Origin of the sequence: Sphingobium sp., from assembly GCF_049304695.1 — a bacterium.
In the GTDB taxonomy this organism is placed as follows: Bacteria; Pseudomonadota; Alphaproteobacteria; order Sphingomonadales; family Sphingomonadaceae; genus Sphingobium.
In genome coordinates, this window is record NZ_JBAQOK010000062.1 from 19,453 (window position 1) to 33,099 (window position 13,647).

The 13,647-nt window shown below is 65.9% G+C and carries 16 protein-coding genes and 1 tRNA gene; 10 read left to right on the forward strand and 7 right to left on the reverse strand.

Features of this window, described 5'->3' with window-relative positions; translation table 11 throughout:
* Window positions 1–33 precede the first annotated feature (33 nt).
* Complete coding sequence (locus tag WA070_RS10490; RefSeq protein ID WP_422633924.1) at window positions 34–525, forward strand: methylated-DNA--[protein]-cysteine S-methyltransferase; 492 nt, start codon at window positions 34–36, stop codon at window positions 523–525.
* 124 nt (window positions 526–649) lie between these two features.
* Here the strand turns inward: WA070_RS10490 and WA070_RS10495 are convergent.
* The 6 genes from WA070_RS10495 to WA070_RS10520 all read right to left on the reverse strand — a co-directional run bounded on the left by WA070_RS10495 (window position 650) and on the right by WA070_RS10520 (window position 4,189).
* Window positions 650–726: transfer RNA gene (locus WA070_RS10495), tRNA-Arg, on the reverse strand.
* Window positions 727–801: 75 nt separating this feature from the next.
* The gene (locus WA070_RS10500; RefSeq protein WP_422633925.1) at window positions 802–1,191 is read right to left on the reverse strand and encodes a hypothetical protein; all 390 of its coding nucleotides are present in this window, start codon (window positions 1,189–1,191) and stop codon (window positions 802–804) included.
* A gap of 101 nt (window positions 1,192–1,292) precedes the next feature.
* Window positions 1,293–1,952, reverse strand: a complete 660-nt coding sequence (gene nth, locus WA070_RS10505) for an endonuclease III (protein WP_422633926.1) — start codon at window positions 1,950–1,952, stop codon at window positions 1,293–1,295.
* 5 nt (window positions 1,953–1,957) lie between these two features.
* Window positions 1,958–2,722, reverse strand: a complete 765-nt coding sequence (gene dapB, locus WA070_RS10510) for a 4-hydroxy-tetrahydrodipicolinate reductase (protein WP_422633927.1) — start codon at window positions 2,720–2,722, stop codon at window positions 1,958–1,960.
* 55 nt (window positions 2,723–2,777) lie between these two features.
* Window positions 2,778–3,503: a GIN domain-containing protein gene (locus WA070_RS10515; protein WP_422633928.1), complete on the reverse strand. Its 726-nt coding sequence runs from the start codon at window positions 3,501–3,503 to the stop codon at window positions 2,778–2,780.
* Window positions 3,455–4,189, reverse strand: a complete 735-nt coding sequence (locus tag WA070_RS10520; protein ID WP_422633929.1) for a head GIN domain-containing protein — start codon at window positions 4,187–4,189, stop codon at window positions 3,455–3,457. Before WA070_RS10520 ends, WA070_RS10515 begins: the two co-directional genes overlap by 49 nt.
* Before the next feature lie 117 nt (window positions 4,190–4,306).
* Between WA070_RS10520 and WA070_RS10525 the strand changes: the two genes are divergently transcribed.
* The gene (locus WA070_RS10525) at window positions 4,307–5,902 is read left to right on the forward strand and encodes a M28 family metallopeptidase (RefSeq protein WP_422633930.1); all 1,596 of its coding nucleotides are present in this window, start codon (window positions 4,307–4,309) and stop codon (window positions 5,900–5,902) included.
* A 215-nt stretch (window positions 5,903–6,117) separates the two neighbouring features.
* Here WA070_RS10525 and WA070_RS10530 read toward each other — a convergent pair whose 3' ends face one another.
* Window positions 6,118–6,501: a VOC family protein gene (locus tag WA070_RS10530; protein ID WP_422633940.1), complete on the reverse strand. Its 384-nt coding sequence runs from the start codon at window positions 6,499–6,501 to the stop codon at window positions 6,118–6,120.
* Window positions 6,502–6,595: 94 nt separating this feature from the next.
* Here WA070_RS10530 and WA070_RS10535 point away from each other — a divergent pair, with 94 nt between their 5' ends.
* The 8 genes from WA070_RS10535 to WA070_RS10570 all read left to right on the forward strand — a co-directional run bounded on the left by WA070_RS10535 (window position 6,596) and on the right by WA070_RS10570 (window position 13,624).
* Window positions 6,596–7,243, forward strand: a complete 648-nt coding sequence (locus WA070_RS10535; RefSeq protein ID WP_422633931.1) for a glutathione S-transferase family protein — start codon at window positions 6,596–6,598, stop codon at window positions 7,241–7,243.
* 160 nt (window positions 7,244–7,403) lie between these two features.
* A complete protein-coding gene (locus WA070_RS10540) occupies window positions 7,404–8,057 on the forward strand; it encodes a hypothetical protein (RefSeq protein ID WP_422633932.1) in 654 nt (217 codons plus the stop codon).
* A 188-nt stretch (window positions 8,058–8,245) separates the two neighbouring features.
* Window positions 8,246–9,556, forward strand: coding sequence for a M28 family peptidase (locus WA070_RS10545; protein ID WP_422633933.1), 1,311 nt, complete (start codon window positions 8,246–8,248; stop codon window positions 9,554–9,556).
* 198 nt (window positions 9,557–9,754) lie between these two features.
* Window positions 9,755–11,089 carry a DNA-packaging protein gene (locus WA070_RS10550; protein ID WP_422633941.1) on the forward strand — a complete coding sequence of 445 codons (1,335 nt, stop codon included), beginning with the start codon at window positions 9,755–9,757 and terminating at the stop codon, window positions 11,087–11,089.
* Window positions 11,090–11,217: 128 nt separating this feature from the next.
* The gene (locus WA070_RS10555; RefSeq protein WP_422633934.1) at window positions 11,218–11,556 is read left to right on the forward strand and encodes a hypothetical protein; all 339 of its coding nucleotides are present in this window, start codon (window positions 11,218–11,220) and stop codon (window positions 11,554–11,556) included.
* Window positions 11,557–11,676: 120 nt separating this feature from the next.
* Window positions 11,677–12,825 carry a phage portal protein gene (locus tag WA070_RS10560; RefSeq protein ID WP_422633935.1) on the forward strand — a complete coding sequence of 383 codons (1,149 nt, stop codon included), beginning with the start codon at window positions 11,677–11,679 and terminating at the stop codon, window positions 12,823–12,825.
* A gap of 65 nt (window positions 12,826–12,890) precedes the next feature.
* Complete coding sequence (locus tag WA070_RS10565) at window positions 12,891–13,211, forward strand: DUF6127 family protein (protein WP_422633942.1); 321 nt, start codon at window positions 12,891–12,893, stop codon at window positions 13,209–13,211.
* Window positions 13,208–13,624 (forward strand): HK97 family phage prohead protease, encoded by a 417-nt coding sequence (locus WA070_RS10570; protein ID WP_422633936.1) that lies wholly within the window; start codon window positions 13,208–13,210, stop codon window positions 13,622–13,624. Before WA070_RS10565 ends, WA070_RS10570 begins: the two co-directional genes overlap by 4 nt.
* The last annotated feature ends 23 nt before the right edge of the window (window positions 13,625–13,647 follow it).

Genomic DNA, 13,647 nt, shown 5'->3' on the forward strand with positions numbered 1-13,647 from the left:
ATCCCCTCGGTTGAGAGAGCGGAGAATAGCCTGATGCCCTTGTCCCGGACCTGTTTTCCTTCGCCGGTCGGCGACCTGACACTGGTGGCCAGCGAGCAGGGGTTGGTGGCGATCCTGTGGCAGGATGACGACCCCGGACGGGTGCGGCTGGGCGTGGTCGAGGAGGGGGCGGGGCAGCCTGCGCTGGAGGCCGCACAGGTGCAACTTTCCGAATATTTTGCGGGCGCGCGGCGGGATTTCACCGTCCCGCTGGATTTTCGTGGCACGGACTTTCAGCGGAAAGTGTGGGCGGCGCTGCTGACCATCCCTTATGGCGAAACGCGCAGTTATGGCGACATCGCGCGCATGATCGGCCAGCCGACCGCATCGCGGGCCGTCGGGGCCGCCAATGGCCGCAATCCGGTATCGATCATAGCGCCGTGCCATCGCGTCGTAGGCAGCAATGGGGCGTTGACCGGCTTTGCGGGCGGGTTGCCGGTCAAGACATGGCTGCTCGATATGGAGCGCAGGGTTGTGGGGGCTTAAATCGCGGCTACAGGCTCATCGGACCTGACAGGGTTTGCAAGGCCGAATGGTCGCTTGAGTTCATGCGAGGATAGCTCTGACCGGACGGATGCCCGCGACGTTTGACGCTGTTAGAGAAACAAAATGGTGCACCCAGCCCGATTCGAACGGGCGGCCTTTGCCTTCGGAGGGCAACGCTCTATCCAGCTGAGCTATGGGTGCATGACGCTGGTCAGAAAGCGCGCTTAGCAAAGGCCGCCGATGCGCGCCAGCGACAAAATCATGCTTGGGCCAATCTTATTTCGGTGCTTTTTGCATCGGCTGGAATTTCCCCAGGCCGCAGCTCGCGCCCTGCTGGAGTCCTGTGCCCATGTTGAAGAGGACCGATATGATATCGACCGAGCAGAGTTGCGATAGGCTGGTGCGGTAGGAGAAGCGTTTTTCAAAGCCCAGGCTGGGGCAACTGTTGGGCAGGGTGTTGCGATAGACTTTGTTGCCGTTCATGATGAAGTCGATGGTGCTGTCATCGCGCACGTTGGTGGAGCGGATGTTGCGGATCTGAACACAATCGAGCGCTTCGCCTGCTGCTGGGACATAGGGGTCGGGCGTGTCCTTTGCCATGGCGGGGACGGCGATGGCGGCCAGCGCGACGGCGCAGCTTATACGGGTGAACAGGGGGGCAGGCATGGTGTCTCTCCTTTTATATCGAATCGACGGCGCGATGCGGGACATTCCGTAATCGCGATTCTATGATGCCCCGGCTGAACCGGATGATAACGCTGCGGGGATCAGTCCGGTTGCGTGGCGCTTTTGGGTGCGGGTGTCTTGGGTTTGTAGCGGCACAGGTCTGCGACGATGCAGCGCCAGCATTCGGGGCGGCGGGCCTTGCACACATAGCGGCCGTGCAGGATCAGCCAGTGATGGGCGTCCCGGCGGAAGGGTTGGGGGACGCCCCTGTCGAGTTTGAGTTCGACCGCCAGCACCGTCTTGCCGGGCGCGAGGCCAGTGCGATTGCCGACGCGGAAGATGTGGGTGTCTACGGCGAAGGCTTCCTGCCCGAAGGCGGTGTTGACGACGACATTGGCGGTCTTGCGCCCGACGCCGGGCAGGGTGGTGAGCGTGTCGCGATCCTGCGGCACCTGCCCGCCGAAGTCGCGGACGAGGATTTCCGACAGGGCGATGACATTCTTGGCCTTGCCGTTGAACAGCCCGATGGTTTTGATGTGCTGTTTGAGGCCTTCCTCGCCCAGATCGATCATCTGCTGGGGCGTGGTGACGTCTGCAAAGAGGGCACGGGTCGCCTTGTTGACGCCGACGTCGGTCGCCTGCGCGGAGAGGACGACCGCGACGAGCAACTGATAGTCGTTGCCATAGGCCAGTTCCGTCACGGGGGCGGGATTGGCTTCGGCGAGGCGACTGAAAAATTCGAACCTTTGCGCTTTGTTCATGACCATCAGAGGCCCAGCACGCCCTTCATATCGTAGCGCCCGGCAGGCTGGCGGATCAGCCATATCGCGGCCTTTATCGCGCCGCGTGCGAAGATGGTGCGGTTTTCGGCGCGGTGGCCGATTTCGATGCGTTCGCCTTCGGTCGCGAAGATCACCTGATGATCGCCCGCTACCGATCCGCCGCGTAAGGACGCAAAGCCGATCGCGTCTGGCGCACGGGGGCCGGTGATGCCGTCGCGGCCGCGTTCGCTATGGTCGGCCAGCGTGATGGCGCGTCCGGCGGCTGCCGCTTCGCCGAGCAAAAGGGCAGTACCGGAGGGGGCATCGACCTTGTGCCGATGGTGCATTTCGACGATTTCGATGTCCCAATTTATGTCCAGAGCAGCCGCTGCCTGCTGCACCAGAGCGGCAAGCAGGTTGACGCCGAGCGAGGTGTTGCCGGTCTGAAGCACGGGGATGTGGGCCGATGCCGAGTCGATCAGGGCGTGGTGGACGGGTTCGAGGCCAGTGGTGCCGATGAGGATCGGCTTGCGTGCGGCGATGCAGGCGTCGAGATGGGCCGACAGCGCGCCGGGGACGGAAAAGTCGATCAGGATGTCGGCGGTTTCGGCGAGCGCCAGCGGGTCGTTGCCGATGGCGATGCCGGGGGCGATTTCGCCTGTGCCGTCACGATCGGTGCCGCCTGCTATGCCAAGGTCGGCATTCGCCGCTGCCTGCGCGATCGCCTGTCCCATGCGGCCTGCTGCGCCGAAAATTCCGATTGTCGTCATGATCGTTCCCGTGGATGCGTCTGTGCGGTGCGGATGCCAGAGCGGGGGAACTTCATCAATAGCGTTCGCCGCCGCAGTCGATTCGCCCGGTGCCGCGATTGTCCACGGTGCAGGCCGCTTTGCCGGTCACGGCGATGTCGCCCGAGCCGGAGGCGGTGATGCGGGCGGTGACTTCGGCGGCCAGCGCGATGCTGCCTGGCCCTTCATTGCCGATGACGGCCTGACGCGTGCGCAGGGCGGAAGCGGCGACCGCGCCGGGGCCGGACACGCGGATGGACGCGTCGCCTGCGCGCCCGGTCAGGGTCGCGCGACCGCCGCCCGCCAGCGTGATTTCGATACGGTCGAGATCGACGGAGGCGACGGTGACATCGCCATTGCCGCCGAGCACGATCTGGCCGCGCAGCCCCTTCATCGCGGATACGCTGACCGACCCGCCGCCGAGCATCACGATGCGGTCTACCATGCCGGTGGAGAGGCGCAGGGTGGCCGCGCCGCTGCTTTTCTGGCCCGGTTGGGCGCGGGCAAGACCGATGCTGAGCAGGCGGCCCGACACGTTGATATTCAGCCGGTCGAGCAGCGCCTGATCCCCCTCCGCGCGGGCGGATGCGCCGGTGCCGGTCGTCAGGATGACGGTGACGGGCGCATCCACGCGGATCGCGTCGAAGCTGGTGATCGTATAGCCGCGCGTTGCCGCCTGAGCCGATGGGGCGGCGAGCAGTGCCGCCGCGATCGTCAGGGTCCGCAATGCGCCGAGCCGGGGCCGACTCCGTTGGTGGTGCATTGTGCCTTGCCCTTCACTGTCACGTCGCCCGGTCCCATCAGGTTGATAGCGACCTTTCCATCGGAGGCAAAGTCGATGTCGCCCGTGCCCAGCACCGACACGTCGGCCGATCCGACCTTCAGCCCTTCGGCGTCGATGTCGCCCACGCCAGTGATAGAGAGTTTGGCGCGGTCGGCGGTTCCGGCGATCGTGATCGATCCTGCGCCGGTAAGGTCGGCGTTCAGGGACTTGAGGGTTGCCTTGCCGATCTTCACATCGCCCGCGCCAGTGAGGGACAGGTCGAGCGTGTCGCCGGTTGCGCTGTCGAGGTCGAGGTCGCCTGAGCCGGTCAGGGTGGCGGCGGTGATGGCGGGCATGGTTATGGTGATGGTCGCGCCCTTGTCGCTCTGGCGGGTCAGCGACCAACTGCCCTTGCGTCCGATGACGAGGGTGTCGCCCTTCACCCCTATGTCGAGGTCCGCGATCGCGTTGGCATCGCCGGTGGCCTTGATGGAGAAGGCGTTGCCGATGGTCACGGACACATCGTCCGGGCCGGTCGCGTCGATGGCGGTGAAATCCCTGAGTGAGGACCAGTCCTTTGCGACGTTCTGGCTCGTGGAAGAGCGCTGTTCTTCGCGCGAGCAGGCGGTGGTGGAGAGGGCGAGCAGGAGGACGAGAGCGCAGTGGGAGGGGCGAGGCATCATCATCTTCTCCTATGTGTGTTGCCACCATAATACACGTTTGGACTGGCGGTTCCAAGCCCCCTTGTTCGTCGGGCTGAATAAGGCATCATATGTATCTGATAATCACGGAGTTGTTCGACCATGCGCGTCCTTTCCTACGGTGTTTCGCTTGCCAGCCTGATCGCCGCGCCGATGGCGTCCGCGCAGGGGGGCGATTATGCGGACAAGGGCCAGCGCTGGTGGTCGCGTGTGAAGGTGCTGGCCGCCGATGACATGGAAGGGCGGGGCACCGGCACGGCGGGGCATGAGAAGGCCGCCGCCTATGTGATCGGCCAGTTGCAGGCGATCGGCCTGAAACCTGCCGGGACGGAGGGGTATCGCCAGCCAGTCGCCTTTGTCGAGCAGGTGGTGCAATCCGACAAATCGATCGCTGCGCTGGTGGGGCCGCAGGGGGAAACGGCGCTGGCGGTGCCGGGCGACCTGATCTTTTCGGGCGGGGGCGGGCCGGTGCCCGAGCGTATCGATGCGCCTATGGTGTTCGCAGGCTATGGGCTGCATCTGCCCGAAGTGGGGCATGATGATTTTGCGGGACTGGACGTAAAAGGCAAGATCGTCGTGGTCCTGTCCGGCGGTCCGGCGGATGTGTCGGGCGCGCTCAAATCCCACGCGCGGTCGGAGCGGGCGCACTGGCTGGCGCAGCAGGGCGCGGTGGGGCTGATCGCGCTGGTGACGCCGGGGCAGGTGGAGATACCGTGGGTGCGCAGGGTGGCGCTGGCGGGGGCGCCGGCGCTTTATTATCGGGATGCGGCGTTGCGCGATACGACGACGCCTTTCCTGAATGCGCAGTTGGACCCGGCAAAGTCGGCGCAACTATTTGCCGGGTCGGGCAAGGATTATGGGTCGATCGCGGCGGCGGCGGATGCGTCCGCGCCGGTGGCCAGCTTTCCGCTGGCGCTGCGGTTGAAGGCGCAGGTGGCAGCGACGCGGCGGGACGTGACGTCGCCCAATATCGTGGCGGTGATGCCGGGCAGCGACCCGAAGCTGGCGAAACAATATGTGGTGCTGTCGGCGCATCTGGACGGTTATGGCGTGGGAACACCGATCAAGGGCGATGCGATCTATAATGGCGCGCTGGACAACGCATCTGGCGTCGCCAGCCTGATCGAGATTGCGCGCGCGCTGAAGGCGGGGAAGGTGAAGCCCAAACGGTCGGTGCTGTTTGCGATCGTCACGGCTGAGGAGAAGGGGTTGTTGGGGTCACGCTATTTCGCGCGGCGGCCCACGGTGCCGCAGACAAGCATCGTGGCGGACCTGAATTTCGACATGGCGCTGCCGATCTTTCCGCTGACCAGCGTGACGCCGGTGGGCTATGACCAGAGTTCGCTGGGCATGGATGCACAGGTGGTGAGCGCGCAGATGAACCTGCCGATCGTGGCCGACCCCTTCCCCGACCGCAACGTGTTCATCCGATCGGACCAATATGCCTTCATTCGGGAGGGGATACCGGCGCTGTTCTTCAAATATGGGTTCAAGGCGGGGACGCCCGAAGCGGTGACGGAGAAGGCGTGGCGGGCCAATATCTATCATTCGCCGTTCGACGACATCAACCAGCCGGTGATGCCGGAGCAGTCGGCCAAATTGAACGATTATGTGACGGCGGTGACGTTGCGGGTGGCCAATGCGGCGGCGCGGCCAACGTGGAATGTGGACAGTTTTTTCAGGCGGTTTGCGAAGTAAGGGGGAGCGGAGGGTGTGTGTCTAAAGCCTGATGATCTTTACCCTACCCCGTTCGCTTCGAGCCCTTCGACTGCCTGCCAAGGCAGGCGCTCAGGACAGGCCAAGGTCGAGAAGTCGGTAGCGCTGTGCCTGCGTTTCTCGACTTCGCTCGAAACGAACGGAGGGGGGGATATTCGACAGTTCAGTCCCTACTCAGCACGAACGGTTTTGGTGAATTATTCCGCTGCCTCATACAGTTCCAGCGGCAGGCCGTCGGGGTCGGCGAAGAAGGTGAAGCGCTGGTCGGTGTAGGGGTCGATGCGGATGGGTTCGCACGGGACGCCTGCCGCCGCGAGGCGAGCGACTTCTGCATCCAGATCGGTGACGGTGAAGGCCAGGTGGCGCAGGCCGCAGGCTTCCGGGCGGCTGGGGCGTGGCGGAGGATCGGGGAAGGAAAACAGCTCGATCTGGGCATTGCCTGCGTCCAGATCGCACTTCCATGATTGCCGCTCCGCGCGCCAGACTTCGCGAATGACGGGGAAGCACAGGGTCTGGGTGTAGAAGGCTTTCGACCGGTCGTAGTCGGAGCAGATCAGGGCGATGTGGTGGATGGTGCGCATGCGCGGGATATAGACCAACGGCGGAAAAAAGGGATTGCCTTTCGACCGCCGCAGGCCGATTTCGATAGCGAAATGACCATTAGGAGATGTCAAGATGATTATTCATGGTGCGCGGCCATCGCCGTTCGTGCGCAAGGTTATCGCTTTCGCCGTCGAAAAGGGAATCGACGTCGATGTGCAGATGGCCGGATTCGGTCGCGGGGCAGAGGGCTGGGTCAAGGGATCGCCGTTCGGCAAGATTCCTTCGCTGGAGGATGGCGATTTCTGCATCAGCGATTCGACCGCGATCATAACCTATATGGATGCTCTGCGCCCTGAACCGAACCTGATTCCGGCTGAACCGAAGGCGCGGGCGCGCACGATCTGGTATGAGGAATTTGGCGATACGGTCGTGCAGGCGGTGGGGGCGAAGATATTCTTCAACCGCGTGGTGGCGCGGGCGATGAAGATGCCGTGCGACCTTGCGGCAGCGGATGCGGCGGAGAAGGATCAGTTGCCGGGCATCTACGATTATCTGGAAGGCGTCCTGCCTGACAGCGGGTGGCTGATCGAGGATCGGTTCACGCTGGCGGACATTGCGGTGGCCTGCCCGCTCATCAATATCGGCTATTGTTCGGACGTGCTGGACGCGACGCGCTGGCCCAGGACTGCGGCATGGATGGAGCGAGTGAAAGCGCGGCCCAGCATCGCCGACGCGATGGCGCTGGAGGTGGAGACCGTCGCGGCGATGAAGGCGATTTAACCTATCTGGCACATTTTGCTTGACATCGTCACGCTGTTCTGGCAGAGATGTCGATAGTGGAAAAATGTGAGTCGCCGGGATGGCGGCGCGGCAAGGGGCCGGTTCTTCGGGGAAGGACCGGCCCTTTTGCGTGTCGGGATGGCGGCGGTGTGGGGGTGGTATGGCGCAGGAGGATGCGGACGGGCGCGCGGATGTGGCGGGCGATCAGGGACTGGTCGTTGCGGGACAGGAGGAGCGGCCAAAGGGCGGTCGGGCAAAGGCGCGGCGGTTTTCGGGGAAAGCCAGCGACGGGCCGGATCGAACGCTGACGGTGACGAGGGGCATGCGTGGCGGTGGGACCGTCGGGGCGATCAAAAAGGCCGAGCGCAAGGACGGATGGACGCTGCCCAGACGCAAGCGCTTCATGATGACGCTGGCCGCGACCTGCAACGTCAGCGAGGCGGCGCGGGTGGCGGGGAAGGATCTTTCGGGCGCTTATTACAAGCGGCGGCACGATCCGGGCTTTGCGCGCGAATGGGAGCAGGCGCTGGCGATCGGCTATGCCGAGCTGGAGGGTTTCATGTTGCGGCAGGTGATGTTCGGCAGCGAGGCTGAGGACGTGATGCTGGATGGCGACGGCGCGGTGAAGGGGCGCAAGATCCGCCGCGAACATCCGCTGGGCGTGGGGGTGCGGTTGCTGCTGGCGCATCAGGCGCAGGTGGCGCGGACGCGGGGCGACCATTTGCGCGAACGGCCCGATGGCGAGGATGCTGTGGAGCGGGTGCGGGCTTTGCTGGAGGCGATCAGGGCGCGGCGGGCGGCGGAGGGGGCTTGATTTTTGCCCCTCCGTCAGCGCTGCGCGCTGCCACCTCCCCATCGCTGCGCGACAGGGAGGAACTTTCTATGCTGATCCTCCCTGTCGCGTAGCGATGGGGAGGTGGCAGGCCGCAGGCCTGACGGAGGGGCCGTCTTTCTTACGCAGTCGCCGCTTTACAGGCATGCAACAGGCGATAGTTTAGTCCCATGAAAACACTCATCCTGCTGGCCGCAGCTTCCGCCCTTACCCCTTCTCTTGCCAGCGCGCAGGCGCGTGCGCCTGATCCGGCGCGGCTGAAGGGGACGGTGGAGACGCTGGTGGGGTTCGGGACGCGGCATACGCTGTCTTCGGCTACCGATAAAAAGCGCGGGATCGGGGCGGCGCGGGCCTGGGCAGCGGGGGAGTTTGCGCGGATCGGCAAGGGGTGCGGCGGGTGCCTGAAGGTCGAGAGCGTGTCGGAGCGCTTTACCGCGCCGCGCGTGCCCAATGGGGCGGACATCGTGGACGTGCTGGCGATCCAGCGGGGGACGGGTGATCCCAATCAGGTGGTCATCATCGCCGCGCATATCGACAGCCGGGTGAGCGACGTCATGAACGCGACCAGCGATGCGCCGGGCGCGAACGACAATGGATCGGGCAGCGCGCTAGTGATCGAGGCGGCGCGGGTGCTGGCGGGCGAAAAATTCGACGGGACGATCGTCTATGCGCTGCTGTCGGGTGAGGAGCAGGGATTGCTGGGCGGCAAGCTGCTGGCCAGCACGGCCAAAGCGCGCGGGTGGCAGGTGCGGGCGATGTTGAACAACGATATTGTGGGCAACACGGTCGGGCAGAATGGACAGATCGTTTCTGACCGGGTGCGGGTGTTTTCGGAAGGGATTCGCGCGGCCGAGGATGGCAAGGCGGGGCTGACCCGGCGTGGGATCGGCGGCGAGGATGATGGGCCTTCGCGAGCGCTGGCCAAGGCGATCGACGGGATTGCGGAGGCCAATCCGCAGATCGGGCTGGACGTGTTTGCGGTGCGACGGCCTGACCGGTTTGGGCGGGGTGGGGATCATTCGCCTTCGCTGGAACTGGGCTATCCGGCGGTGCGCTTTTCGGTGGGGATAGAGAATTACGACCGGCAGCATCAGGACCTGCGGACCGTCGACGGGCGGGTCTATGGCGATACGGTGGAGGGGATGGATTTCCCCTATCTGGCGAAGGTGACGGCGCTGAATGTCGCGACTTTGCGGGTGTTGGCGAAGGCGCCTGCTGCGCCCGCGAGTGTGTCGCTGGACGGGGCGTTGTCGATGGATACGCGGGTTTTGTGGGACGCTGTGCCGGGGGCGAGCGCGTACAAGGTTTATTGGCGGCGGGCCGATGCGCAGGACTGGGCGGACAGCCGGGTGGTGCGCGGGGCGACTGAGACGGTGCTCAAGGATGTGGTGGTGGACGACCATTTCATCGGGGTTGCGGCGGTGGCTGCGGATGGGGCTGAGAGTTTGGTTACGTTTGGGGGGATGGCGGCGCGTAAGTAAGGGGCTTTCCGTTGCGAGGCGGGGCTTTCGCCTACTGCGCCTTGCTCACCTCTGTCGTCACCCTGAACTTGGTTCAGGGTCCATTTCTCCTCGCAGGCGGCTGTTTGTGGGGCGCGATGGATGCTGAAACAAGTTCAGCATGACGATGTAAAGCAGGTGCGTTTTGTAAGCGATGATGCTGCCGAACGGGGGAGGGCGATGCAGGTTTCGGATTTGGAGTGGCTGGCCCGGCTGGATGCGGGCGAGCGGGATGGGTTTCTGGAGGGGTTGGACGGGCCAGCGGGCGAGCGGCTGGAATATCAGTGGGATTATCATGCGCGGGCGGCGCAGCTTATGCCAGCGGGGGAGGGCTGGCGCATCTGGCTGATGATGGCGGGGCGTGGATTTGGCAAGACGCGGGCCGGGGCGGAATGGGTGCGTTCTATTGCAGAGGCTGATCCGGGCGCGCGGATCGCGCTGGTCGGCGCGACGCTGGGCGAGGCGCGCAGCGTGATGGTCGAGGGCGCGTCGGGCCTGCTGTCGATCGCGCCATGGTGGTGCCGCCCGGTCTATGCGCCTGCGCTGCGGCGGGTGGTGTGGCCCAATGGCGCGATGGCGACGCTGCATGGCGCGGCGGACCCGGAGACGTTGCGCGGGCCGCAGTTCAGCCATGGATGGGCCGACGAGATCGGCAAATGGCCGTTTGGCGAGGCGACCTGGGACAATTTGATGATGGGGATGCGGCTGGGGCGCAAGCCCCGCGTGCTGGCGACGACGACGCCGCGCCCGGTGCCGCTGGTGCGGGCATTGATGGCGCGGGCGGGGCAGGATGTCGTCGTGACGCGGGGGCGGACGGTGGAGAATGACGCGCATCTGGCCGATGGCTTCGTTGCGGCGATGATCCGCAGCTATGGCGGCACGCGGCTGGGGCGACAGGAGCTGGACGGCGAACTGATCGAGGAGATTGACGGCGCTTTGTGGAGCCGGGCGCTGATCGAGCGGTGCCGGGTGGCGCATGTGCCGGGGCGGGCTGGCGGCGGGGCGCTGCTGGACCGGGTGGTGGTGGCGGTCGATCCGCCAGCGACTGCGCGGGGCGATGCGTGCGGCATCGTGGTGGCGGGGCTGGGCGGCGACGGGCGCGCTTATGTGATCGCCGACGCCAGCGTGTCGGGCCAGTCGCCCGAAGGATGGGCGCGGGCGGTGGCGGACGCGGCGCGGGCGCATGGCGCGGACCGGGTGGTAGCCGAGGCGAATAATGGCGGCGACATGGTGGCGAGCGTGTTGCGTGCGGCGGAGGAGGCTTTGCCGTTGCGGCTGGTCCATGCGAGCCGGGGCAAGGTGGCGCGGGCCGAGCCGGTGGCGGCTTTATATGAGGCCGGGCGGGTGGCGCATCGTGGGGCTTTTCCCGACTTGGAGGATCAGATGTGCGGCTTGCTGAGCGGCGGCGGCTATGCCGGGCCGGGGCGCTCGCCGGATCGGGCCGATGCTTTGGTGTGGGCGCTGAGCGAGTTGATGCTGGGCAAGCGGGGGGTGGCGCAGGTTCGGGGGTTGTGAGTGCCCCCTCTCCAAGCTGCGGTAGGCGGCTTTGCCGCTTACCTTCGCTATCCTCTCCCCCCTGGGGCGAGGAACTTGGAGGGCGCGTGCTTCGTTACGGTGCCAGTGTTTTGATCGGAGTGTTTGTGATGAAGATGGTATTGGCAATGGCGGCGGTGGTCGGTGTGTCGCTGGTGGCGACGCCGGTGATGGCGGCGAGCCTGAGCAGCAAGGAGCGCGCGCGGGTGTCGCGGGCTGCGCCGCGTGACCGGGACGATGTGCGTTACTGCCTGTTGCAGGGCAAGAAGGGGCGCGACAAAGGCACGGTGATTGGTGCTGCGGGCGGCGCTGGTGTTGGGCTGGTTGCTGGCGGCAGTGTCGGTGAGACGTTGCTGGGTGCGGGCGCGGGTGCGCTGGCCGGGCGGTTGATTGGCAAGAGCGAGGGGACGGATTCCACCTGTGATCGAGTGTTGAGGCGTAATCCCTGAGTTGCATGTGATCGGAGGGGGTGGCCCCCTCTCCCAGTTTCGGTAGGCGGCTTATGCCACCAACCTTCACTAACCCTCTCCCCCCATGGGAGAGGGTTTTTTGCGTTTGGGGGATTTGGCATGAAATGGTTTGGGATGAAGGCGGCTCAGGGGGATGCGCGGCCCGCTTTGGCGCGGGCTTGGGGTTCTGGCGGGGTGGCGCTGGGGGAGTGGCCCGCCAGTTATGAGGCGCAGTTGCGCGGTGGCGTGATCGGTAATCCGGTGGCGCAGCGGGCGATGCGGCTGGTGTCGGAGGGGGCGGGGGCGACCGCTTTGAAGGCCAGCGGGACGGAGGATGCCGCGCGGGTGATGGCGCTGGTGGGCCATGCGTCGGCGGGGCAGGGGCTGGTGGAGACGCTGGCGTGCCATCTGTTGCTGCATGGAAATGGCTATGTGCAGGTGATGGCCGGGGCGGACGGGATGCCTGCCGAACTGTTTGCGTTGCGGCCTGAGCGGGTGTCGGTCGAGGCGGATGCGCGGGGGTGGCCTGCGGCCTATCTCTATCGCGTCGGGGACAGCGTGACGCGGCTGTCGCCAGAGGATGCGGCGGGGCGGACGAGCGTGTTGCATCTCAAAAGCCTGCATCCGCTGGATGATCATTATGGGTTGGGCTGCATTGGCGCGGCGGCGGGGGCGGTGGCGATCCATAATGCGGCGACGGTGTGGAACAAGGCTTTGCTGGACAATGCGGCGCGGCCGTCCGGCGCGATGGTCTATGATCCGGGCGACGGGTCGGTGATGTCGCCCGACCAGTTTGAGCGGGTGAAGCGCGAGATGGAGATCGCCTTTGCGGGCGCGGCCAATGCGGGGCGACCTATGCTGCTGGAGGGTGGGCTGGATTGGAAGGCGATGAGTTTGACCCCGGCAGAGATGGATTTCGTGGGGCTGAAAAGCGCGGCGGCGCGGGAGATCGCGCTGGCGTTCGGGGTGCCGCCGATGCTGCTGGGGCTGCCCGGCGACAATAGTTACGCCAATTATCGCGAGGCGAACAAGGCGCTGTGGCGGCAGACGATTTTGCCTTTGGTGGGGAAGATCGGTTGCGGGCTGGCGCAGGGTTTGAGCGGATGGTGGCCGGGGGTGCGGATCGAGGCGGATCTGGACGCGGTGCCTGCGCTGGCGGACGAGCGGGTGGCGCTGTGGGAGAGGGTGGCGGCGGCGGATTTTCTGTCGGCGGAGGAGAAGAAGGCTTTGTTGGGGATGGGGCATTCCCCCTCACCCAACTTCGCCTAGCCAGCGCGGTGGCTAGGCTGCGTATCCCTCTCCCCCATGGGGCGAGGGTTTTAGGGGGGGGCGTGATGGTGCAGGATGGTGAGATGCTGGCGCGGCTGGTGGCGCAGGCGCAGGGCGGGCCAGGCGGGGGCGACATGGTGATGATCCGTGCGCTGATCGAGGAAGCGAGCGAACTGGGCGCGGGGCGGGTGCTGGAGCGGCTGGGGCTGGAGGATCGACGGGCGCAGGACGATGTGCGGGAGTTGCGCGAATTGCTGCGCGCCTGGCGCGACGCGAAGAAGGCAGCGCGGGGCGCGGTGATCGGGTGGGTCGTGCGGATCGGGCTGGCGCTGGTGCTGCTGGGCATTGCGGTGAAGGCCGGGATGGTCGGGCTGGTGAAGGCATGACCGGGGGCGTTAGCTCGGGGGGCGATGTGCGCTTTGCAGGATATGCGGCGGTGTTCGATCGGGTGGACCGGGGTGGCGATGTGGTGCGGGCGGGGGCTTTCGGTGCCGTTGCGGCGGGGAGCGTGCCGTTGCTGTGGCAGCACGGTCCGGGGGCGGTGATTGGTTCGATCGAGCGGCTGGCGGAAGATGCGCGCGGGCTGCGCGTGATCGGGCGGGTGTCGGCGCGGACGGCGGCTGGGCGGGAGGCGGCGGCGGCTTTGAGGGCGGGGGCGCTGGACGGGCTGTCATTTGGGTATCGCGTGCGGGAGGCGCGGGGGGCTGGGCCGAGGGAATTGCTGGCGCTAGAGATCGTGGAGGTGAGTTTGGTGACGCACCCGATGCAGGACAGGGCGCGGGTGGTGGCGGTGGTGTGAGGGGCGCTGGCGCGGGCCCGCGC